This window comes from Bacteroidales bacterium (assembly GCA_012519055.1).
Lineage (GTDB): Bacteria > Bacteroidota > Bacteroidia > Bacteroidales > Salinivirgaceae > JAAYQU01.
The window spans coordinates 64634-88121 of sequence record JAAYQU010000049.1 but is presented as its reverse complement, the minus strand read 5'-3'; the positions used below and the strand labels follow the sequence as shown (position 1 = coordinate 88121).

At 35.1% G+C, this 23488-nt stretch carries 18 protein-coding genes and 1 other RNA gene; 3 read left to right on the top strand and 16 right to left on the bottom strand.

The window, feature by feature from the left end; all coding sequences use genetic code 11:
• Window positions 1-46 precede the first annotated feature (46 nt).
• Window positions 47-2515, top strand: coding sequence for a response regulator (locus tag GX311_10810; protein NLK16872.1), 2469 nt, complete (start codon window positions 47-49; stop codon window positions 2513-2515).
• Here GX311_10810 and GX311_10805 read toward each other — a convergent pair.
• The 5 genes from GX311_10805 to GX311_10785 all read right to left on the bottom strand — a co-directional run bounded on the left by GX311_10805 (window position 2512) and on the right by GX311_10785 (window position 9218).
• A complete protein-coding gene (locus GX311_10805) occupies window positions 2512-3126 on the bottom strand; it encodes a fumarylacetoacetate hydrolase family protein (GenBank protein NLK16871.1) in 615 nt (204 codons plus the stop codon). The genes GX311_10810 and GX311_10805 overlap by 4 nt on opposite strands.
• 264 nt (window positions 3127-3390) lie before the next feature.
• Window positions 3391-4197 carry a 3'-5' exonuclease gene (locus tag GX311_10800; protein NLK16870.1) on the bottom strand — a complete coding sequence of 269 codons (807 nt, stop codon included), beginning with the start codon at window positions 4195-4197 and terminating at the stop codon, window positions 3391-3393.
• 301 nt (window positions 4198-4498) lie between these two features.
• Window positions 4499-6049, bottom strand: a complete 1551-nt coding sequence (locus GX311_10795) for a hypothetical protein (GenBank protein ID NLK16869.1) — start codon at window positions 6047-6049, stop codon at window positions 4499-4501.
• 25 nt (window positions 6050-6074) lie between these two features.
• Window positions 6075-7685, bottom strand: a complete 1611-nt coding sequence (locus tag GX311_10790; protein ID NLK16868.1) for a hypothetical protein — start codon at window positions 7683-7685, stop codon at window positions 6075-6077.
• A gap of 390 nt (window positions 7686-8075) precedes the next feature.
• On the bottom strand, window positions 8076-9218 hold the full coding sequence (locus GX311_10785) for a glycosyltransferase family 4 protein (GenBank protein ID NLK16867.1): 1143 nt from the start codon (window positions 9216-9218) through the stop codon (window positions 8076-8078).
• Between the two features lie 232 nt (window positions 9219-9450).
• On the opposite strand from GX311_10785, the gene xseB reads away from it, so the two are divergent.
• Complete coding sequence (gene xseB, locus GX311_10780; GenBank protein NLK16866.1) at window positions 9451-9648, top strand: exodeoxyribonuclease VII small subunit; 198 nt, start codon at window positions 9451-9453, stop codon at window positions 9646-9648.
• Here the strand turns inward: xseB and GX311_10775 are convergent.
• Window positions 9621-10475, bottom strand: coding sequence for a hypothetical protein (locus tag GX311_10775; GenBank protein NLK16865.1), 855 nt, complete (start codon window positions 10473-10475; stop codon window positions 9621-9623). The genes xseB and GX311_10775 overlap by 28 nt on opposite strands.
• A gap of 214 nt (window positions 10476-10689) precedes the next feature.
• On the opposite strand from GX311_10775, the gene ffs reads away from it, so the two are divergent.
• Window positions 10690-10788: signal recognition particle sRNA small type (gene ffs / locus GX311_10770), an RNA gene on the top strand.
• Here the strand turns inward: ffs and GX311_10765 are convergent.
• The 10 genes from GX311_10765 to GX311_10720 form a co-directional block, all read right to left on the bottom strand.
• The gene (locus GX311_10765; protein NLK16864.1) at window positions 10789-11649 is read right to left on the bottom strand and encodes a hypothetical protein; all 861 of its coding nucleotides are present in this window, start codon (window positions 11647-11649) and stop codon (window positions 10789-10791) included.
• A 355-nt stretch (window positions 11650-12004) separates the two neighbouring features.
• A complete protein-coding gene (gene rocD / locus GX311_10760) occupies window positions 12005-13216 on the bottom strand; it encodes an ornithine--oxo-acid transaminase (protein NLK16863.1) in 1212 nt (403 codons plus the stop codon).
• A gap of 209 nt (window positions 13217-13425) precedes the next feature.
• Window positions 13426-14253, bottom strand: a complete 828-nt coding sequence (locus GX311_10755) for an SDR family oxidoreductase (protein NLK16862.1) — start codon at window positions 14251-14253, stop codon at window positions 13426-13428.
• Window positions 14254-14277: 24 nt separating this feature from the next.
• Window positions 14278-15945 carry a DNA repair protein RecN gene (recN, locus tag GX311_10750; protein ID NLK16861.1) on the bottom strand — a complete coding sequence of 556 codons (1668 nt, stop codon included), beginning with the start codon at window positions 15943-15945 and terminating at the stop codon, window positions 14278-14280.
• 130 nt (window positions 15946-16075) lie between these two features.
• Entirely contained in the window at window positions 16076-16975 is a 900-nt protein-coding gene (locus tag GX311_10745; protein ID NLK16860.1) for a DUF4835 family protein, read from the bottom strand.
• A gap of 5 nt (window positions 16976-16980) precedes the next feature.
• Entirely contained in the window at window positions 16981-18180 is a 1200-nt protein-coding gene (coaBC, locus tag GX311_10740) for a bifunctional phosphopantothenoylcysteine decarboxylase/phosphopantothenate--cysteine ligase CoaBC (protein NLK16859.1), read from the bottom strand.
• An 11-nt stretch (window positions 18181-18191) separates the two neighbouring features.
• A complete protein-coding gene (locus GX311_10735) occupies window positions 18192-18515 on the bottom strand; it encodes an RNA polymerase Rpb6 (protein NLK16858.1) in 324 nt (107 codons plus the stop codon).
• Window positions 18516-18536: 21 nt separating this feature from the next.
• A complete protein-coding gene (bamD, locus tag GX311_10730) occupies window positions 18537-19343 on the bottom strand; it encodes an outer membrane protein assembly factor BamD (GenBank protein ID NLK16857.1) in 807 nt (268 codons plus the stop codon).
• 383 nt (window positions 19344-19726) lie between these two features.
• Entirely contained in the window at window positions 19727-21817 is a 2091-nt protein-coding gene (locus GX311_10725; protein ID NLK16856.1) for a methyl-accepting chemotaxis protein, read from the bottom strand.
• A gap of 357 nt (window positions 21818-22174) precedes the next feature.
• Window positions 22175-23299: a hypothetical protein gene (locus GX311_10720; protein NLK16855.1), complete on the bottom strand. Its 1125-nt coding sequence runs from the start codon at window positions 23297-23299 to the stop codon at window positions 22175-22177.
• Window positions 23300-23488: the final 189 nt, after the last annotated feature.

The window sequence follows — 23488 nt, the reverse complement described above, 5'->3', positions numbered from 1 at the left end:
AGGCTTTTCTCCGTACCTAATCCAATTTATTTGTTTATAAAAGATTATGCTAAGAACAAAGCATCTGCTATCATTATTACTACTATCACTACTTTTCTTTTCCCCTTTGAGCAGTGTAAATGGTTCTAACATCTACAAAAAGTTGTTGAAAACTTCTGATTTGATTAATGCAAACCCGAAAGAGGCTATTAAAATTATCGATTCCCTTAAACAGCTACCCGAGGTAAATGAAAATCAAAACTTAAAGATTCAAATTTATGATTTAGAGAGCCGTGCTGCCCTAATGCTTAAGGATTACAACAAAGCCTACAACACTTTAAAAGAGATGGACTCGCTGTTATATGTCTCATCTGAAATGTCGAGGATAGCAAGCAACTATAACCGCTGGGGCATGTTGCTTACTAAAATGGGGGTTTACGAAAAGGCAATGGAATACCTGTTAAAAGCCTATAAAATAAGACACGACTTAGAGGAATCGGAAACATTAGTTTGCTCACAAAATGCATTAGCCGCACTATACTTTGAAATAAACGAAGGAAATATGGCTAAAGCAACCATCCAAAAAGCGGTAAAACATATTAATAATACTAATGATGTTTCTTTAAGAGCAATGATTTTAGACAACGCCGGTCAAATAGAAGAGAAGTTTGGACACATGGATTCTGCTCTGTTCTATTACCACAAAGCTATCAAGCAAGAGCAACAATCAAACAACATAATTGGACAAATACAGACTTGCCAAAATTTAGCGGGTCTATATATAAAAAAAGATATGCTCGATTCTGCTTTCCATTATGCAATGACCGCTTTAGATTTGGCGAACAAGATTAATGCACAGCAAGATATCGTATCACTGAAACTTACTCTTACAGAAATATTGATAAAGCGGTCTCAATTTGACAATGCTGAGCTGATGCTTCTGACAGTATATCCGGAAGTGGAAACTTCAATAGATTTAAAAATCAAAAAGAGAGCCTATAACCTATTCTCTGACATATATGAAAACAAAAATGATTTGAAAAAGGCATTACAATTTGCTAAAAAAACAATTTTTATAACCGACTCGCTAATTACTGAAGACAAAGAGGATAAAATGTCTCAATTGGCCTTTATTTATAATATGGGAGAAAAAGAAAAGGAAATTGAAACATATCAAAAATTACTTCTAACTAAAACGCAGAAAAGCAGCTTAAGACATGCCATAACAGTAGCAACCCTTATATTGCTGACCGGGGGTTTAACCATTATTTTGTTTCGACTTTATAAAGGGCGTAAAAACCAAACGCTTCAGCTAAATTCTGAATTAAAGGAGAAAAAGCGCTTAGAACAAGATTATCAAAGTTTAGAGGAAAAACATACTTTAATGTCCTCCGGTTACGGTCGGTTATTAGAAAAGGAGCAGAAGACAAACAGCTTTTTAAAAACAAAGGCTGAAACAATTGATTTCTCGAAGCATAATATGCAGGAGTCTATTCAAACCATAACTACATTTTCGTCTAATATGCTGTTGGGAAGCGATATAGACAACAAGCAAAAAATGTATCTCGAAAAAATTCATGCTTCTGGTAAAGCGTTGGAACGCATTTTAAACAAAATGGTTAAAACCAGTAGTGAAATAATCTCTTCAACACACGATTTTGATATTTGTGATATTAACGTTATTGCTGCCGAAACTACTAAATTTGTAAAAGAGAAACAGATAGAAAACGAGTTTTTGGAAGTTGTTTTTTCATTTCCGCAAGTAGCATCATCATTCAAATTGTACTCTAATCAAAAAGCAATAATCAGGGCATTTGAATTTCTTATAGAGAATGCATTTACATACAAAGAACAAGGTATTATAAAAATTGGATACAAGGTTGTCGATAAGCAAATCAGATTTTATGTTGACGACAGTCGAATAAATGTTCCTATCAGCACTCAAACTGCTATTTATCAATGGCAAAACATGGGTGTCACTAACCATAGTCAATTAGATGACGAAAACCTATCACCACTATTTCACACTTGCCAAATAGTTCAAAGTATCAACAGCAATTTGAATTTTGAGACCAGCAATACCTGGGGCAATATGTTCTATTTTATCTTACCATTACTACATGATGAAACAACCAAGCAAAAGAACGAACAGGTTTTCCCATGTTGGAACGATAAACATATTTTAATTGCAGATGACGAGTTTTTAAATTTTGAAATTCTCAGAAACTATATAAAGCCAACAAACGCCCGGGTGAGTCATGCAAAAAATGGGCAAGAGATTTTAGAAATGATTAAGGTTTTTAAATTCGACCTAATAATCATGGATATCAAAATGCCACAGATGGACGGTATTGACACCATGTATGAGTTGAAAAAACAGTCTAATAAAATACCAGTAATAGCTCAAAGTGTACATGCTATGGAATCGGAAAGAACAAGCCTTCTTCAAATGGGTTTTGCTGAGTTTATGTTAAAACCAATAAATAAAACTGAACTGTATCAAATTGCAGATAAGCTTTTTATGCTTACAAGCTAACAAATTTTTGTTGTTAGCATCAAGTTATTATCTATATAGGCTTTAAAGTTGTCGCCTATCTCGATGTTGCCTGTACCTGCAGGTGTCCCCGTAAATATCAAATCGCCTATTTTTAACATTACAAACTTTGAAACGTAGGCTATTATTTTGTCAATATTAAAAATCATTTCACTGCTTTTTCCGTGTTGAACCACGGCACTATCTCTTTCTAGCCTGAAGCAAATTTCATTTATATTGGGTAGCTGCGCTATCTCGATAAAATTGTCGCTTATTGCTGTAGAATTATCGAAGGCTTTTGCAATTTCCCATGGCAATCCTTGCGTTTTGCACTGTTCTAAAATATCTCTTGCAGTGAAACTTACTCCTACTCCAACAGCATCGTAGTATCTGTGTGCAAAGCGTTGCGAAATATTTTTTCCTACTCTGCAAATTCTATATACCAACTCTACCTCGTGATGAATATTTTTTGAAAATTCGGGATAAAAAAAGGGTTGGTTTTTTCTTAAAAGAGCTGTTTCTGGTTTTAAAAAAAATATAGGATTTTCAGTTATCTGATTGTCTTGCTCTTTTGCACTTTCAGCATAGTTGCTTACTATACATATTGTCTTCATTTTTAATGTATTACTTTAAGACAATGAACAATGTGCAATTATGTATAGACGGAGCATGCTCCATCTCTACTTTTACATCTCGACTTCGCTCAATACACCGTATTGTTTACGCGGGCAGCGTTTTCAACGTATAGACACAATGCATTGTGTCTCAACAACTTATTGGCATTCAGCAGAGACGCCATAATATGACGTCTCTACAACAGATTGATATTCAACTGAATAATTGTCATTGTTAATTGTTAATTGCTAATTGCTTTTAAGCTACTCATTTAGTTTACTTAGTTTTATTTCTGTCAGTACTTTTTTGGTAAATGCGGGAAATTTACTATCCAATATCCAACCGTAATAACCTGGGTCAGTATCAAATACTTCGGAAACTGAACGACCTTTATGTTTACCAAAATTCATTACGGGTACGCCTTTGTCATCATATACTATGTAACCGGCAAAATCAACGTTTTTATTTTGTGCAGAAAATTTCGATAAAGCGGGTATATCATTTACAACTTCAAAAGATTTATTACCCCTGCCATCGTCATACGGTACGTTTTGATACATATCCAACTGCGCTTTCAATATTTCATAAGTTGCACGGGCATCAGCAAGCGCCGAGTGTGCATTCTCCAACTCCTGATTGCAGTAAAATTTATATGCTGCTGACAATGTACGCTTTTCCATTTTATGAAAAATATTTTGCACATCTACAAACTTGCTTCTTCTTAAATCAAAATCAACACCAGCTCTTAACAACTCTTCTGCTAACAACGGTATATCAAACTTGTTAGAATTATAACCTGCTAAATCACATCCTTCGATAAATTGAGCTACCTCTTTTGCAACCTCTTTAAAGCGTGGCGCATTTTCAACATCTTTATCATAAATGCCATGGATTTCCGAAGCTTGTGGGGGTATTGGCATTTCAGGGTTTATTCTTTTCTGAAAAACATCTTCTTTACCTCCCGGAGAAATTTTGAGCATTGCTATTTCAACAATTCTATCATTTGAAACATCTACTCCTGTGGTTTCCAAATCGAAAAAAACCAAGGGTCTTCTTATATTGATTTCCATTTGTAGTATGTATTTTAAATATTGCTTTCTGGATTTCACGTAGAGACGGAGCATGCTCCGTCTCTACAATCACATAATCTTTTTTGTTATTTTTTCTTTATTGTTGTCATTTTCATTTTGGGCGACCACGAGGGTCGTCCCTACTTTTGTACAGACAGGGCATGCCCTGCCTCTAGTTTCAACTTTTAACTTAGAGACGCCATGATATGACGTCTCTACATTACATCGACATTCAATTGACTTAATATGAGTGGAATACGTACGTTCCCCTACTTTTAACTTTCACCTTTTAACTTTTAACTTAATTGCTAATTGCCTCAAGGAACAATTCTCCCAAATCAAACTCCTCATCTGCAAGCATATCAGGAATTGTAAACTTGTGATTCAAGGTTTTACAGGTTGCTGATTCTACTTTTAAAACATAGGTTCCCGGAAAAATGGCAGCTATGTAACGTCCGCTTGAGTAGTCAATTTTATATTTACCTACAAGTTCATTCGTTTGCTCGTTATAAATAGATATTTGTATGCTGTCAGCTTCTGTAAGCTGTTGTTTAGCTGATACTGAACCTTTTGATATTATCCCTTTAAGTAAATGGATACTTTTCTCTTCGTTTTTAAATACAAGTTGATAAATGTCGTAGCCTCCTAACCCTTCCGGTCTAACATCGGCAACGTATGCATACCTGCTATTTTGAGTATAGCAGATTGTGTAATTATCGTAGAAGTTATTAATTGGATATCCTAAATTTCTTGGTGCTCCCCATGTGCCGTCAGATTGATTGAATTTTGAAACAAAAATATCATAACCTCCCATGCTTGTATGTCCTTGACTTGCAAAGTAGAGGCTTTTTCCGTCTGATGAAAACATTGGATAGTCCTCATTGTATGGTGTATTTATCTGATTTCCAATATTCACAGGTGTACCCCATGAATTGTCCGGTAACTTAACAGACATGTATAGATCTAACTCCCCTACTCCACCTTTTCGAGCCGATGCAAAAATAAGAGTATCGCCTGTTGGCGAAAGAGTGGCACCACTCTCCTCGTCTTTCGTATTTACAGGTTCTGGTAGTACTACAGGGCGAGCTCCAATATTACCCTTTGTAACATCAATCATCATTATGTCTTCGTAAATTTCGTATCTGTAAGGCTTAATGAAAATAAAATCATCATTGGAACTTTTCCCCACAATGTAGTTATTTTCAGCTGAATTTACTGATTTCGAACGCATTGAACGTTTCCATTCATTTTTTTTGAAAACAGCGTTATGGACATTAACAATACGCGCTTCTTCCCACTTACTGAATAATCTACGTGAATTATATATCATCCATTTGTTCTTTATATCTACGTACGGATAAAAGTCATCGTATTCTGAGTTAATATTCCCTCCTAAATTATTAAACTTAACATTTACAGGCTTTGACATTAATACTTTTGCATTTTCAAGTTGCTTTAACATCAGTTCTGCCTGAGCCTTTTCGTAATTATCTCTCGTAATTCCAATAAACTTTTCAATATTTTCTTTAGCTTTATCGTACTGTCCGGTGTAACGATATGCCGAACCTAAATCGAACCACACAAAGTTAGAAACGCCTTTCATTGTTGACGCTTTTTCGAGAAAAGGAACAGCTTTAGCTCTATCATATGTCAGGTTCAAATGACAAACACCTATTCTATATGTATATTCGGTATTTGTGGAGTCTTGTTTGTATAAGCGTTCGTAAATTTTAAGTGCTTGCTCGTAATTTCCCATTTGGAAATGTTCATCAGCATTTTTTGGTGTCATTTGCCCATAACACACCGATGTTAGTGCTAGCGAAGCAAATAACATTAAAACTCTAGAAAACATTATAAGTAGCTTTATATTATATGATTTATTGCAGAGGCTTTATATAAACAGTTTTAAATATTGGCTCATCATCTTCTGATTCAACTAAAGTAATTTTTTCCCTGTAACCTGTAGTTGCCTTATCAAATCTGACGTCTAAAATATATTCACCCGGATAGAGTGTTATAAAAAACTGTCCACTTTCATCAAGATCATATTTCGAAAACAGGTTACCTTGTTTGTCATATACAGTGGCATACACTTTTACAAAGTCCATTTCGTATGGCACTGAAGAGTTTTCATCTCCAATCATAACAAGACCTGCAATAATGATTGTTTTGGTAGATTCTTTGCCAACGTGAACTTTATAAATGTCCAAGTTTCCTATTCCTTCATTACGCGTAGTTGCGACGTATGCAATAGATTCATCAGCATTAAATGAGATAGAAATGTCGTCGAAAGGTGTGCTTATAGGAAATCCATGATTTAAAGGTCTTTGGAAGCTTGAATCCGCTGCATTATATGTAGAATAAAACAGGTCCATACCCCCTATTGAAGAGTGTGCATTTGATGAAAAGTGCAGTTTTCGTCCATCATAGGAGAGAGTTGGAAAGTTTTCATCAAATGGGGTATTTACTTGGCTTCCTAAGTTTTGAGCACTTCCCCATGTACGCCTATCTTTTTTCTCTATTTTATACAAATCCATACCTCCATATCCTCCCAATCTGTCACTTGCAAAAATAATCATCGTTCCTTCGGTATTAATGCATGCTCCATGTTCAAATGCGGGTGAATTTAAATCTGCAGGAAGACGATCTTGAGAAACAAGTTCGTATTTTTTCCCTTTTCTTGTGGCCATTTTTATGGTTTTACTAGAATAGTAGCCATCGCAGAAAATCATCAACATATCACCATTGGGAGCAATTCCGACAACCTCTTCATGATCGAAAGTACTAATTTCCAACATTCTTGCCTTACCCCAACTATCGCGACTTGATTCTGACATGTATATATCGTTAACATTCGTTGCCAATTCGTCAACATATCTTCGATTACTTGTAAAAAACAGTTTTTTTCCGTCAGAAGTTACTAACGGTCTAAAATCGTTCATAATAGAGTTTACAGCAGTATCAAGAAGTTCAAATCTTACTGGCTTGGGTTGGTTTATGTACTCTCTGGCATTATATGCCATATCAATAAGCCTTTCAGTAGAAGCAAGTATTTCTCTATCAATACCATATATCTTATATTCGTACAAAGCCTCAACTGCTTCTGTAAATTGATAGTTAAACATATAGGCCTTTCCTAGATAGTATAGAGCTTCGCGTGGGAAGTTATTGTGTGAAACAACGTACTCTAAATATGAGATACCGCCTGTCTTATCTTTATTTGTCTCTGTATAACAGACTCCTATTCTGAAGTTTATATTAATATCTTTCTTATCTAGCTCATACAGCTTTAGATAATTCTCTAAAGCAAAGTCGTAATCCTTTTCACGAAAACCAAATTCGGCATATTTCTTTGCAAGTTCAATCTCTGTATCCTGCTGCGCGAAACCCGGATAACTAAAAAATAAAAGAGAGATTATTATTATGCTTACTGCTGCTTGCATCAATCGTTTTCTGCAAAATGACGCAACTATATTTGCTTTTATCATACAATTGACTGTTGAGTTAACTTAAAAGAGCATTTTTTATTTACTATAAATTATAGGTTTTCGCAATTATACGAAAAAATACTGATAATTAATGATTATCAAAATATTCTTTCGTTCACTGACTCTGTATTTTTCAAATTAAAAAATATCAATTCATCAATAATCAACAAAACTTATTATCCCATATTCTGTAATACTAATGTGCAAATTTACATTTTATATATTAATCAAGCAATTTTATGCTCCAAAAATCACAATATTTGACAAACTATAAAGCTTTATGTATAAACCGCTTAATTCAATACTGATTTAATAATAAAAAACATAGTTTGATTGTAATATAGTTACATAAATATTTCTCAAACTTGTTTGTAAAGTTAACAAGCAAGCTTATATTACTGACTCTAAAGCTTTTCCCTTTAATTTTCCTGTTTTTAATATAGATTCTATGTTTTCGATCATATCTGTGTAACTAAATTTTTCGACCATCTCTCTTGCTCCATTTGATAGCTCCAAATATAAATCTGGGTTTTCTGCAATTTTTATTATTGTCGCAACAATTTTATCCAAATCGGTATATGACAAGTGGTAACCGTTATATCCATCAACAACAAGTTCGGAAATCCCTCCACGTGGAGGCACAATAACAGGAAGTCCATAATTCATTGCCTCTAAAGCAGTCATTCCAAACGATTCAAGCCACTTATCCGGATGCGATAAGTTAAGAACTACGCTTGCCCGTGCGTAAAATCTGTGGACACTCGGCTGCGAACCATGTACAGCAAGATTTTCGCTAAATCGAATATTTTTGAAGAAAGAGTTTATTTCATCGTCAGTAGCGTTCAACACTAATTCAAAGCTATATTGAGGTAACAATCTGGCTATCTGAACAAATTCAATTACACCTTTGTATATTTTTAAGTTACAGAGCATTAAGACAATAAACTCGTCTCTATGGTAATTTGGGATAGTATTTCTAACGAATCTAGGCGACAAGGCATTATGCACTACAAATCGTCTTGGTGCGTCAATTAATTTTTTGATTTTTACAAATTCTGACACGTAAATAAGATCGTGTGCGGTATGTTTTGCAACCCACTTGCACCACATTTTTACAAACAGTGGTTTCGTAGAAATTTCATGTACATGAAAAACCACTCTCTTTCTCATTATACGGGCGGCAATAGCTGCTCCCCATGGCATCAAGGTATTAATGTAAAAAATAACGTCCTTATTGTAATATCTCAGTAGCTTAAAAAAGAGTAGAAATTGCGATACAAAAAGATAAATAACTAACAGAAAGGAATTATTCGATCTTCGATAATGGTAGTTATACCGCTTGATATTGGTAAAAGTTGATAAAAAACCTTTGTGTTTTGACTTTGCTGAATAAAGCTCAATATGATAACCCTTTTCTAATAATCCCTCAATTATTTCAGAAATAATAAGAGATGTTCCACCAAAGTCATCATGCGTATGTACACAAACTATTTGTTCGCTTGTGCTTGTAATACCTTTATTCTTAGTAGGCATGAAATATATATTTATACCGCAAATTTAAACAGAATATTTTGATGAAAACGTAAATCCCTCTTAAAACAACTTTTTATAACTAAACAAAAGAACATTGTATTTATAAAACTATTGTCGTACTTTTGTGTTAATTAATACCGATTAGACATCGGTATTTACAATTATAAAATTTTAAAAAGATTGGACTATTTTAAAATTACAATTGGTATAATTTGTAACGATATAAAAAACAATGGCTAAAAAGAGTTTAAGCTATACAGAAAAAATTCAAGAGATTGAGTCAATTATTGAATTTATTGAATCAAATCCACCCGACATAGATGTGGTGCGTAACAAAATATCACGTGCCATTTCACTATTAACTGAGTGTAAATCTGAACTGCAGGAAACGGAGGAGGATATTCAAAAACTATTTGATAAATCTGAATAGCTGGCGATATGGTAGGCTGCTAGTTTTTTTATCGGGTTCTCTATTATCGAGAAGATATCATAGCCTCGTGCTTTTGCAACAGCTGTTAATATTGGTTTAAATCCATTGGCTACCCCTCCTGTAAAAGCTATGGGCAGATCCTTGTTGCTGAGCAACAGATTGCTGTAGTAATCGAAATAATCGTGGAAGGCTTGTTGTACTATTCTTCGTACCGAATCGAAAGTTGTTAGCTTGGAAATCTCATTACAGAATGATGCTATTATTTTGTTAGGTTGTTTCGAACTATAAACATCACTTATTAAATCAATTGCATTTGGCAAATTATCGTTTGAGTCTAGTAGCTTAACTAAAGAATCGGGAAACTTTCCACTATACCAGTTTTTAAAAAATCGACTTGCAATATCAACACCACTTCCCTCATCTCCTATTGCCCAGCCAAGGGACGGAATAGGCATCTTCATTGTTTGATCTCTCCAGACAGCCATTGATGCTCCTGTTCCCAAAATCCCAACAATTCCCTGCTGGCTTCCGTATAAAACTAATCCCGAGGCTATAAGGTCTGACTGCACTACTATATCAAACAATGGAAATCGCTCTTTAAGCCAATTAAATGTTGTCTCTTGTCTTGCTTTGGTAGCACATCCCGATCCATAAAAATACAACTTCCCGGATTTGTTCATTAGAGACATAATTTGCTCATAATCATTTGGAGAAAAGCTATCAAGATTGTCAGGATGAAGTCCCGATGTCTGAACTGTTCCTTTAATTTCTGGTGATGAGTAATACCAAACTGTATTGGTTGAACCGCTGTCTGCTACGATAATCACTTAAAATATTTTTTCTTCAGTTTAAGATATCTGTAACTCTCAATTTTTATGATAAGTACGACACTGTATCAAATTTACTTGGCATGTTTGTCTCATAAATTTATAGTGCCGAATACATTCATACTAATTAAGTTTCCTATTTACACGCAGTATTAGTTTGCAAAAAGTAACTGAAATCTATTGCAATTATCTCTAAAAATTGTATTTTTGTGCCGGGTAAGTTCTGTACGACCAGCTCCCACCAAATCCCCCAGGTTCGGAAGGAAGCAAGGGTAGGTGGTTGTAGCGGTGCGATACAGGGGGCTTACCCTTTTTATTTCTCCTCGTGAAATACGTGAACAAATCCTTTAAGGGGCTCTATACTAGTATCTTCTGGTGTTATCACATAATAATAAACCCCGGGCTTAACTACTATTCCTGCACTGTTTCTTCCATCCCAAACTAATTGGGTAACTGTCAAATTAGGTTTATAAACTATAATGCCAGAACGGTCGTATATCTCGATGCTGAAAGGAATATCACCTGTGCTTTTAACAATAAAATTATCGTTTACTCCGTCATTATTAGGTGTAAAAACGTTAGGTGCTTCAAAAAGTTTAACAGTTGTAACTGTAGTATCCATCTCAACTGTACAACCTCCTGCATCTCTCACATTTAATCTTACAATGTGATCTCCTTCATCATTAAATATATGTGAATGAATTGATACATCTTGAGGAAGAGATGTACTTTGACCATTAATTGTCCAGGTGTACCAATGTGGCGCAATTGACAATGGGTTGTTAATACTTGCCGACATATTAAGGACATATGTAGCCGTAGGATGAAATTCAATTGTTCTATTAACGTATGATTCAAACAATTGCGAAACATTAACTATCAAAGTATCTATATGTTGAAAACCATTAACAATTGCGGTAGCTATTATGGTCTTCGATTGCGGTGTGCTAAATGTAACTCTTTGAAATCCAGTGCCATCTGCTGTTGAGGAAATGATAGTAGCATCTGCAGGATATTTCCATGTTACCGAAGTCAAATTTTGTGATACATAACGAAATTCTGCTGTATCGGGTAAACAGATTGGGTTTTTCTTTATTTCAAATTTTTGTGCTTGTGCATTTAATCCGCAACAAATAAGTAAAAGAAATAATATTTTCAGGGATTTTGTTCTCATTTTATTATCATCTTTTGTTATGAGCTAAAACAGTGTTTTTACCGATTGGACATCTACTATAGTCTAAACTTCACTATCGTTCGTTTGAACTATGTATCAGTGACATCGGTATTTACCATTGTAAGGTTTTAAAAAGATTAGACTATTTTAAAATTACAATTGGTATAATGTGTTCACTTGCAAACTTAATCATTTTTGTTTATATGCAGATAAAAATAAGCATCTAATTTCTGACATAAATATTTTTTCTCTTCAAAGTGTGTGTGTTAATAACCTTTGAAGTCAACTTTGTGAAAAAAAGTAGAGACGCCATAATATGACGTCTCTGCATATCTAATTGCTAATTTAATTGTGTCTAATCAAATTTTTCAAATGATAGTTTTATTCTCTCAACAGCATCTTTCATTTGTGCTTCGGTAATTACCAAAGGAGGAGCAAAACGGATAATATTTCCATGTGTTGGTTTTGCTAAAACACCGTTATTTGCCATTTCTATACAAACGTCCCATGCAGTTCTTCCTGGCTTATTGTTTATAACAACGGCATTTAACAGACCTTTACCGCGCACTAACTTTATCATATCTGATTTTATTGACTTCATTTCCTGACGGAAAATTTTGCCCATTTTTTCAACATTTTCCAACATTTTTTCTTCTTTAATAGCTGTTAAAGCAGCAATCGCAACTTTGCTTGCTATTGGATTTCCTCCAAATGTAGAACCGTGTTGTCCGGGCTTAATTGTCATCATAATTTCATCATCTGCCAAAGCACATGATACTGGGAAAACACCTCCCGAAATGGCTTTACCCAAAATCAAAATATCGGGACGTACATTTTCGTGATCGCATGCTAACATTTTTCCTGTACGTGCGATACCTGTTTGTACTTCGTCTGCGACAAATAGTACATTGTGTTTTTTACAAAGGTCATATGCTTTTTTTAGGTATCCTTCATCGGGAACAAAAACACCTGCTTCTCCTTGAATTGGTTCAACAAGGAATCCTGCCACATTTGAATCTTTAAGTTCACGTTCCAATGCATCCAAGTCGTTATATGGAATTGTAACAAAACCTGGAGTGTAAGGACCATAATCTTTTCTTGCAACCGGATCGGTTGATATTGAAACAATGGTTACGGTACGTCCGTGAAAGTTATTCTCACAAGTGATTATTTTTGCAGCATTTTCGGGAACGCCTTTTACTAAATATGCCCACTTGCGAGTAAGCTTAATGGCTGTTTCAACAGCTTCGGCTCCGGTGTTCATTGGAAGAACTTTGTCGTAGCCAAAAAACTTCGTTACAAACTCTTCAAATTCGCCTAATACATTATTATAAAATGCCCGCGATGTCAAAGTTAACTTTTGAGCTTGATCGATTAGAGCTTTAACAATCTTTGGGTGGCAATGTCCTTGATTAACTGCCGAATAAGCAGATAAAAAATCATAATATTTTTTGCCTTCAACGTCCCAAAGGTAAACGCCTTCGCCTCGTTCTAATACAACTGGAAGTGGCTCATAATTATGCGCTCCATACTTGTATTCTCTGTCAATGTAATCTTTTGATGTCATTTTTGCCATGACTTAATTATTTTTATCGGTTTTTATGTTTTTTTACAAAAATAGCAATACGATTTTGCTTCCGCAAAAGTTTTAGTCCAAACAAACATATGCTATAAAGCATATCATACTAAATATATTGTTGAATATAAGTGCATTAAAAACAGATTAGTATGTTTTGATAAAAAACTTATCTAAAGTTTCTAAAACCACTTATCATTCTACTTGTCTTCAAAGCTTTTGTGATATTGCATCATTGCACTTTGGCTCATACCCATGCTTGAAAATCCACCGTCATGGAAAAGGTTTTGCATGGTTACTTTTCTGGTTAAATCACTGAAAAGAGTGATACAATACCCTGCACACTCATCTGCTGAAGCGTTGCCAAGCGGTGACATTCTTTCAGTAAAATCCATAAGTCTGTCGATACCCTTTACACCACTTCCTGCTGTTGTTAATGTAGGAGATTGTGAAATTGTATTTATTCTAACTTTTTTCTGTCTTCCGTAAATATAACCAAAGCTACGAGCAATACTTTCCAATAATGCTTTAGCATCTGCCATATCATTATATTCAAACAGTGTGCGTTGTGCTGCAACATACGATAAAGCTACTACTGAGGCCCATTCGTTTAAGGCATCTTTTTGATGACACACTTGCAGCACTTTATGAAACGACAGTGATGAAATATCTAATGTTTGATGAAAATAATCATAATTCAAATCATCATAGGGTAATTTTTTTCTAACATTAGGCGACATCCCTATTGAGTGAAGAATAAAATCTAACTTACCTCCTAACAACTCAATTGATTTATCAATTAAATTGCCTAAATCGTCGACATTTGTGGCGTCAGCTGGAACAATATGCGAACCTGTTTTCTCTGCCAATGATTTTAAATCTCCCATTCTAAGAGCGATAGGCGTGTTTGTTAAAATCATAGTTGCTCCCTCAGCGTGTGCTCGCTCTGCCACTTTCCAAGCTATTGATTTATCATTAAGGGCTCCAAATATAATCCCTTTTTTCCCTTTTAAAAGATTGTAAGACATGTTTTTAAGTATTAATTAAAGATTTTATTTGTTTAAAATAGTTCTATTTGATAAAAGCTCGCGTGCATTTTCTATTGCTGCTTTTCCCAACTGCTCGCCACTTAGCATCTGTGCAATCTCCATAACTCTTTCTTCATCAGTCAACATTCGAATTTTAGTTGTTGAAGCGTCGTTTTCAATCTCCTTGTAAACTAGGTAATGTTTATGTGCTTGAGCCGCTATTTGTGGCAGGTGCGTTATGCTTATGACTTGCATATTTTGCGCCATTTGCGCCATAATACGTGCCATTTTATCGGCAATTTCTCCTGAAACACCTATATCAATTTCATCAAATATTATGGTTGGTAAGTCTAAGCGATCACTTAATATGGTTTTCAACGCTAGCATCAAACGCGACAGTTCACCTCCTGAGGCGATTTTCCCAATTTCGTCTGGTGCTATTTGCTTATTAGACGAAAAGAGTAATCTAATTTCATCTATGCCGTTTATTCCCGGCTCAACTAGTTGATGTCTAACTTTAAACTGCGCGTGCGGCATACCCAGTTGTTTCAGCAATTCAACAATGTTTTGTTCTATTTCTGGGAAAACGGCTATACGAGCTTTCGAAATTTCTTTTGCAAATTTATTTACCACTGATTTTTGCACAGATTCTTCTTTCAGCAATGTCTCTAGTTGTACGTCGAACGATTCAAATTCAGAAATCTCTTTTTCTAACCTTTCTTGCATTTCTAGCAGTTCGTCAATATTATGCTTTTTGTGTTTTTGCAAAAGGTCGTACAGAGTGCTAACGCGGTCGCTTACTTGTGTAAGTCGCTGTGCATCGAATTCAAAAGAGTCGGCATATCGCTCGACTTCTCGGGTGATTTCTTGAATTTCAATTTTTGATGACTCAATTCTCGATTTCCATTCAGTGGCTTGTGGTAAAAAGTCGGATAACTCGCTTATAAGCTGTTCGTAACGACTTAGTTCAATCAATAGTCCATTATCGTGTTGGGCAATAGAAATAATAGATGATAAATTCCCAATAATTAATTCGCTGTTATTCAACTGCTTCATCTCTGATTCTAATTCCTCTAACTCTCCCGATTGGAGCTTAGCAGTTTTAAGTTGTTGATACTGATAGGTTAGAAAATCGTGTTTGTCTTTAAATTCTAAATTTTTAGCTTGTAATTGCTCTATTTTCTTTTGAATTTCTAGCAATCGGTGCCACTCTTGCTGATACTCCTTAACTTTTTCGTGGCATTGTGCAACGGTATCTACCAATGAGAGTTGAAATTCACGGTTCGACAAATTTAAAGTCTCATACTGTGAATGTATATCAATTAGCCTTTCTCCCAATTCGCGCAACACACTGAGATTTACTGGAGTATCGTTAACAAAAGCTCTCGATTTTCCCTGTGGGCTTATTTCCCTACGTAATACGGTTTGCTCGTCATAGTCTATTTCGTTTTCCTCAAAATAGTGTCGAAGGTCGTAATTGGCAATGTCGAACATCGCTTCGATAATACACTTTTTATCATCTGATTTCAGTACAGATGTGTCTGCCCTATTTCCGACAACCAAGCCCAATGCTCCTAATAAAATAGATTTCCCAGAACCGGTTTCGCCCGTGAGAACAGAAAAATTTTTGTCGAATGCTATTTCTAAACTGTCGATTAATATATAGTTCTGAACAAAAATCTTGGAAAGCATAATGACGACGTTTATTAATATCCCACTAAATTAATGATTTAATACGACTTTTAAACTCGTTCGTTATATTTTATCATTAACTATAACGTTTTGGGATAGAAAATTACAATGACTTTTCTAGTTAAAAAAATTATCGACCCTGAGACATTATTTTCTTATACTTATCTTGATTAGCTGGGTCAATGGCATTCATAATGTTGTATGCTCTGCGTTTTTCATCTGGAGATCCTTCTGAAAATATCTGCACTATTTCGTCACTTTTGGCTCTAATAAATAGTGCTAACAGGTACGAATCACGTCTTCGCTGATATATTGGGCGTAATTTTTCTAACGCCTCAATAATTGCGGTACGTCCTTGTTCTGGTTGTTCGTGCATATAATCTAATCCAAGTCTATGATATTCGTACAGACACATACGATAGGGCTCATACATATCATTCATCAACTCTTCGATAATAGCTGCTCTATTCTTACCGTTATTCTCAAAACTACGCCAACCGGGAGATGGATCGCTTTGTGCATTTTCAACTACCCTACTTGCTATTTTTAAAAATCCTTGTCCGCCAAGAGGTGCAAATGTGTCGTAATCTATAGAAAGAATCAAATATGCATAATAAGTTAATAATGATGCCAATGAGCCTGTACTTGAATTCAAATTAAACTCTATAACATCTCCTATCGAAAATCTAAATATAACGTTTTCGTCACGAATATCAATCACCGGCGAATTATACCCTGAACCAAATATTGGTCTCGCATAAGTTACCTGGATTTCTCCCCTATACTCATTAGACCCCATTTCTTCGTGTAAAATTATACCAATATTAAATTCAATTCTCTCTTGAATTTTCATTTTGTGTTCTGTAAAAACATTATTGGCAAAAAACTCATACGCAGCTCTCTGCATCTGCTCAAACAGAGTTCTGTCAGACTGTTGTATTTTACTTGAATTTATTTGTATATGACAGTTAAGTTCCTGCGCACTAACAGAAAAGGTCAATAAAATAAAGAGTATTGATAAGTATCGCATAAAAATTAGATTATTTCTTGTATTGCTTTTAAAATATCTTTAGCTACCTCGCTTTTCAACTTTAATGGAAACTCTTTGGTGGTTCCGTTTTTCGTCAATATAGTAATTTTGTTTGTATCGTAGCCAAATCCAGCTCCATCATCATTTAGCGAGTTAAGAACTATTAGATCTAAATTTTTTTTCTTCATTTTTAGTTTTGCGTTTTCTAACTCATTGTCGGTCTCCAATGCAAATCCTAATAAAAACTGATTGCTCCGTTTTTGTTTCCCCAATGCTGCAGCGATATCATCAGTAGGACTTAGCGATATATTTAACGAGTCGCTGGTTCTTTTTATTTTGCGGTCACTTTTTGTTGTTGGTGTAAAATCGGCAACAGCAGCCGAAAGTATTGCTCCGTCTGTTTCGGGGAACACAATAAACGATGCATCATACATCTCCTTGGCTGTAGTAACGTTTACAATTCTACAATTGGGTATTTGGGGTACTTCTGCAACGGGACCTAAAACCAATATTACATTTGCTCCTTGGTTGCTGAGCTCTTTAGAGATGGCAATACCCATTTTCCCTGATGAGTGGTTACCTATAAACCTCACTGCATCGATAGGTTCGTGCGTTGGTCCTGCAGTAACTAATATGGTTTTACCGTTGAATTTTTTTTTTTGACTGAAAAAGGATTTTACCTCCGCAATTATCTGTTCCGGCTCAGCCATGCGTCCTTTCCCAATAAGCCCGCTTGCAAGTTCACCGTCGTTTGGTTCAACAAATATGTTCCCGAACGATTTTAATTTTTCAATGTTTTGTATGGTTGCAGGGTGCTTAAACATGTCCATATCCATAGCCGGCGCAAACATTACCTGACAACGTACGGACAGATATGTTGTTAATAGTAGATTGTCACAAACGCCGTTTGCCATTTTAGCCATTGTATTGGCTGACGCAGGGGCAACTAACATAAGATCAGCCCATAAGCCAAGGTCAACGTGACTGTTCCATGAGCCGTCGTCATGTTTAAAAAAGTCGATAAGAACACTGTTTTGGGAAAGGGTTGCCATGGTTACGGGTGTAATGAACTGTGTTGCCAATGGCGTCATAACTACTTTTACGTTTGCACCATTTTTAACAAGCAACCGACAAAGAGAAGCTGCTTTATATGCTGCTATACTCCCTGTTATGCCTAAAATAATGTTCTTATCTTTAAGAGCCATAAAAGGTTTTTCTAACTTTCTACTTCTGGCAAACGATATGATACTTTGCCATCTTCAAACTCTTTGATAGCAATTGCCGTCGGCTTTGGAAGTCTTTCGTAAAACCTTGATATCTCAATTTGCTCACGATTTTCGAAAATCTCTTCTAGATTATCTTGCTGTGTGGCGAACTCTTCGAGCTTACGATTTAGCTCTTCCTTAATTTCAACACCTATTTGATCGGAACGTTTTGCGATGATATTTACTGCTGCATAAACACTTCCGGCTTCTTTTTCAAAGAAATCCAAATCGCGTGTTTGAGTGTTGGTTGCCGCCATTACTTTTTTAAAGTCCATGATATTTGGTTTACTGTTATTTTATTGTCGTTTTATTGCTTTGACACAACTTGCGTAAATTTTTTCAGCCTCTTTAGATCGTGGGCTTGTCGGGAACTCATCGATATAGGCATAATACTCGTTTATTGTCTCTTGAAGTCGTTCCATTCTAAGCTCTTCGATACTGTTTCGCGCAAGTAGATAGTTTGATTTAAGTATCAGAAACATAATTTCTTCACGATGTTCGGTATCAGGGAAATCTCTAAGAGTATTTCTTAAAGATATTACAGCCGACTTATAATTTTGCAACATGTAGTATTGTTTTGAATCGAAAAACGATTTTTTTTCTAATCGCTTCTTCAACAACCCTTGCAGTACCGTTATAGAATCAATACGCGATGACAAAGGATACATGTTTATGAAGTATTGCATTGACTCTATTGCCTTTAAAGTATTTGATTGATCCAAGTTATATCGTGGAGATTCTTCGTATAGACACTGCGCTACCATAAAATCGGCTTCTTCAGTTTCAGGAGTATTAGTCCATGTGCGCGAATAATTTTTAAAATAGTAGACTGCAACTATGTTTTCGCCTAAGTTATATTGACAATAGGCATACATTAAATTCATTTCACGAGCTTGCTCAGTACCCCTGTATATCGGCATTACGTCGTTCAATAGAGCTTCTGCCCTATACCAGTCCTCTTTTTCGTAATACTGTTTTGCTTTCTCGAATTTCATTGCGTGATCTTTAGATTTAAGTGCTTTTTGAAAATCGGAACAACTGCTAAACAGCACTACTATTAATATTATCAAAAACGAATATTTGAACAAAAACTCTTTTCTCATTATTAACAGTAAAATTGTCTATATTACTAAAAACTTATTAGTACCAAAATGGGTGATCGTTTACTAAGTGCAAAAAAATTAGTCTGCAAAGATAACGATTAATAATTGTTTTTGGTACACGATGCAAATAACAATTTATGTTGGCAATTAATATCGAGCGGCTTATGAATTGAAAATCAATCAACTATAAGAGACGGGGCATGCCTCGTCTCTGTATTATTCTGATACTTATATGATTGTTATACATATTTGGTGTAAGATTATGTGAAAAGCCGTACCATTTATAATCAGGTTGGTGTTTAAATTTTAATTATAATGTTCACTTCATATACTCTTAACCTTCGCTTACAACCATTGTCATAAACGTTATTTAATAATTTAAACTAGAATTTTTCAAAATCACTATCACTTTCTAAACTTTTGTATATATCAAAGTCTATTCCTTTTGTGGATGACTTTGTTTTTGGTTTTGGTATTTCAAAATCATCAATTTTTAATTCTTCTATATCGTCTATTAGACTTTTCTTGTCTGTTTTGTTTGTTTTATAAGTTTGGCTTGTTTTGCTTGTTTTGCTTGTTTTGCTTGTTTTATTAGTTTTAATTGTTTGTCCAGTTCTGTCTGCTTTAGTTGTTGGGCTCGCTTTATCTGTTTTAACTATTATAGGGCTTGTTTTCTCTACTTTACTTGCTTGATATTTATTGTAAGTTTTGTCTGTCTTATTTACTTGCTTAACTATTTTACTTGTCTGTCTGTTTTTTTCTTTACTATTGTCAATTCTGAAAAAGCTTATAGCATCTTTTAGCTGTTCTGCTTGATTTGCAAGTTCTTCGGCATTTGTTGCCATCTCTTCGCTAGAGGCAGCATTGTGTTGTACCACCTGGTTAAGTTGTTGTATAGCATTATTTACTTGTTCTGCTCCACCTCGCTGTTCTATACTTGAAGCAGCTATTTCGCGTACCATTTGAACGGTTTTCTCGATTTCATTTATTAATGTGTTTAAGAGTTTGCCAGATCCTTCAGCCACTTCAACTCCTTCAGTAGCAAGGCCGATAATTTCATCTGCAGAAACCTTGCTACGCTCAGCAAGCTTTCTTACTTCTGCGGCAACCACTGCAAATCCCTTACCATGTTCACCTGCACGTGCAGCCTCAATAGCTGCGTTAAGGGCTAGTATATTGGTTTGAGCTGCTATATCACTAATAATTGTAATTTTTGATGCAATGTTTCGTATAGAGTCAATACTTTTACTTGCGGCTATACTAACCTCTCCAATACCATTTGAAACAACTTCGGACAACTTCTCTGCCTGCTGTGCATTATCTGTATTGTGTTCTATATTCGCTGCCATTTGCTCCATAGAACTAGATATCTCTTCAGTTGATGAGGCTTGTTCGTTACTTCCTTGCGACATTTGTTGCGACATTCCGCTCATTTGATTGCTCGCCACTGAAACGTTTTCAGCTCCTTTGGAAACATCAGCTAAAACTGCTTTCATTTTATTGCCCATATCTGACATTGCTCTTGCTAAATCGCCAAATTCATCTTTTCGTATTAGTTGCTCTTCTGGAATAATAAATGTTAAGTCTCCACTAGCGTATAATTCTGCAAGGAAGACTCCATTTTTAATACCTAATTGAATGTGTCTAGTTATTACATAGCTAATAGTGAAAGCCAATACGCAAGCTATAACATAAACAATAATGATACTAATATGGGTTCTGCTTTCGTTTAATTCCCGAGTCAACATAGTTTCATTTGTCTGATATTTTATTTGTTCCATCACTTTTTCACCAAATGCTCCTTGAGTTGTTGTTTTTTCTTCAACGAGTTTAACTACATCTCCGTATTTTGTAAAAGATTCAGAGAAATCTTTCACTAAAGGAGTTACTTCTGAATTAGCTTCTTCATATACCAAACTGAAAAAATGTTGTGAATTTTCATAAAATCTATCTTCACCTGCATATAGAAATAATAAAAAGTTAACATATCCTCTCATTAATTGGCCATATATCTCGCTCGTCGTCCCATGATGTTGGGCGACTAAATGCATCATCTTTTCACCTATGGCTATTGTCTGTGCCAACATTTCTGTCTCAGAATTAATGACTGCAAATAAACTGTCAGTTTCTCTACCATACTCTTCAAAATTGTTAATAAGCTCATTTAATTCTTTTATTTTTTGAGTATCTGATAAATTCTCAATTAAGGTTTTAATATCGGTAATACAGGTATCAATATAGGCTTTGCTTTGCTGGTAGTCACTATCATTTTTCGAGTTGGTCATGTTTTGAACGCTAAAGCGTGCATTAATGAAAGATTTTTCGGCTAATTGAGCATGTTGAATGTCGTCTGTATATCCTGAATATAGTACTATGCCATAATACCCAAAAAATGCGACAATAGTTAACAACGTCATAAAGGTTCCAATAGTTAATCTCAGTTTTGTGCCGATTTTTAAATTACCTAGTCTCATGGATGTTTAAGTTAAATTTATTTTAATATTATTTGAAGAAGATTACAAAATAAATGCCGAAAAATTATAATCATTTCCGATACATTGTTTAAAACGTTTAAATGAAATATCTACCATTATATTTATAAAAACAAGATTTTCTGTAAAGCATAACAAAGTAAACAAATAATAGTTATTTAAAAAAATTATTTTGAAAACAGATAAAGAATTTTTAGTTTTTGAAACTATTATTTTACCAGATTAAAAACGCATGAGTAGAGCTTTGTCGCTTCTACAAGCTTATTGCCAAAAACAAAAGAGACGGAGCGTGCCCTCTGTTTGTGCAACACTTTGATTTTCAGCACATTAATTGTTGACCTATAACTTAAAGAAAGACACCAGCTCTCTGATACGCCCTGCCAACATATTTAGTTCATTTGCACTGCTCGACATCTCCTCACTACTGTTGGCGTTGTGCTGAGCAACATCGGTTAATTGTTGTATAGACTTATCTATTTGGTGTGCTTCTGACGACTGCTCACTACTGGCAGCATAAATTTCCTGCACAATTTGAGCGTTCTTTTCTATTTGCGGTATCACCTGTGCCACCATTTCAGATGACAACTTTGACACCTCAACACTTTTCGATGCTAAAGTAACTATTTCGTCTGCAGCAGTCTTGCTGTGCTCTGCCAACTTACGCACTTCAGTGGCTACTACTGAAAAACCACGTCCATATTCACCTGCGCGAGCTGCCTCCACTGCAGCATTTAATGCTAAAATATTGGTTTGAAATGCAATATTATTTATTATACTTATTTTGGCTTCAATATCACGTACCGATTCTAATGTCTCATCTGATGAACGTCCCACCTTGTGTATAGCCTCTGCGGCATCTAATGCAATTAGATTGGCTTGGTGGGCAGAATTGCTGTTTTGCTCAATGTTTGATGTCATTTCCTCTACCGACGCTGACACCTCCTCAGCATTAGCCGCTTGCCTACTGGCACCAGTAGAAATTTGCTCTGAAGCTTTCTCTAATGCTAATCCTGTCTCGCCTAATAGCTCAACTTCTGATGTTAGTTGCGACACCACGTTTTGCAGGCTCTCTCTAATTTCTCTTGTAAAACCGACAAGCTTACCTATATCTGTGTCCTCACGAACATAACTATGCTTCAAATGCGCCTCCTCAAGGTTACCCTTAGCAATGCGCTCTAACATAGCCAATACTTCCTTGATAGGCCTAACCACATTAATTGAACCGTAGTAAAAGCACACCACACTTGCCACGATATTCATAGTTGTAACAATTAACTTGACAGTACCATTTCCAGGGTAATAAGTGTATCTAAAACCCATGGTAAGCATAACAAAAAGTAGTGAAGCGAGCCACCATAAGCCCACTCTTACAAAAACAGAACCTTTAAATTTATATCTAAAGATAAGAGCTGCAGCTATTACTGCAGCAATAATAGGAAGAAGATTACTGATAATAAAATCCATGGCAAAATGTATTTAAATGTTTATTTAAGTATTATATCTTACAAATATATATCTTTTAGCTTTATACACAACAATATATAAATTTAATTTAGCAATATGAGTTCAAATAAACAAACAGTTTTATAACTTTTTTGCGCACGTTTTGCAAAAACAAAACGTGTTAACTGAGCTTGATCTTTTTAACAAGCT

Bases quoted from the DNA above. Each gene is read 5' to 3' on its own strand.
- GX311_10810 (NLK16872.1), top strand. From the start codon at position 47: ATGCTAAGAACAAAGCATCTGCTATCATTATTACTACTATCACTACTT.
- GX311_10805 (NLK16871.1), bottom strand. From the start codon at position 3,126: ATGAAGACAATATGTATAGTAAGCAACTATGCTGAAAGTGCAAAAGAG.
- GX311_10800 (NLK16870.1), bottom strand. From the start codon at position 4,197: ATGGAAATCAATATAAGAAGACCCTTGGTTTTTTTCGATTTGGAAACC.
- GX311_10795 (NLK16869.1), bottom strand. From the start codon at position 6,049: ATGTTTTCTAGAGTTTTAATGTTATTTGCTTCGCTAGCACTAACATCG.
- GX311_10790 (NLK16868.1), bottom strand. From the start codon at position 7,685: ATGATAAAAGCAAATATAGTTGCGTCATTTTGCAGAAAACGATTGATG.
- GX311_10785 (NLK16867.1), bottom strand. From the start codon at position 9,218: ATGCCTACTAAGAATAAAGGTATTACAAGCACAAGCGAACAAATAGTT.
- xseB (NLK16866.1), top strand. From the start codon at position 9,451: ATGGCTAAAAAGAGTTTAAGCTATACAGAAAAAATTCAAGAGATTGAG.
- GX311_10765 (NLK16864.1), bottom strand. From the start codon at position 11,649: ATGAGAACAAAATCCCTGAAAATATTATTTCTTTTACTTATTTGTTGC.
- rocD (NLK16863.1), bottom strand. From the start codon at position 13,216: ATGACATCAAAAGATTACATTGACAGAGAATACAAGTATGGAGCGCAT.
- GX311_10755 (NLK16862.1), bottom strand. From the start codon at position 14,253: ATGTCTTACAATCTTTTAAAAGGGAAAAAAGGGATTATATTTGGAGCC.
- recN (NLK16861.1), bottom strand. From the start codon at position 15,945: ATGCTTTCCAAGATTTTTGTTCAGAACTATATATTAATCGACAGTTTA.
- GX311_10745 (NLK16860.1), bottom strand. From the start codon at position 16,975: ATGCGATACTTATCAATACTCTTTATTTTATTGACCTTTTCTGTTAGT.
- coaBC (NLK16859.1), bottom strand. From the start codon at position 18,180: ATGGCTCTTAAAGATAAGAACATTATTTTAGGCATAACAGGGAGTATA.
- GX311_10735 (NLK16858.1), bottom strand. From the start codon at position 18,515: ATGGACTTTAAAAAAGTAATGGCGGCAACCAACACTCAAACACGCGAT.
- bamD (NLK16857.1), bottom strand. From the start codon at position 19,343: ATGAGAAAAGAGTTTTTGTTCAAATATTCGTTTTTGATAATATTAATA.
- GX311_10725 (NLK16856.1), bottom strand. From the start codon at position 21,817: ATGAGACTAGGTAATTTAAAAATCGGCACAAAACTGAGATTAACTATT.
- GX311_10720 (NLK16855.1), bottom strand. From the start codon at position 23,299: ATGGATTTTATTATCAGTAATCTTCTTCCTATTATTGCTGCAGTAATA.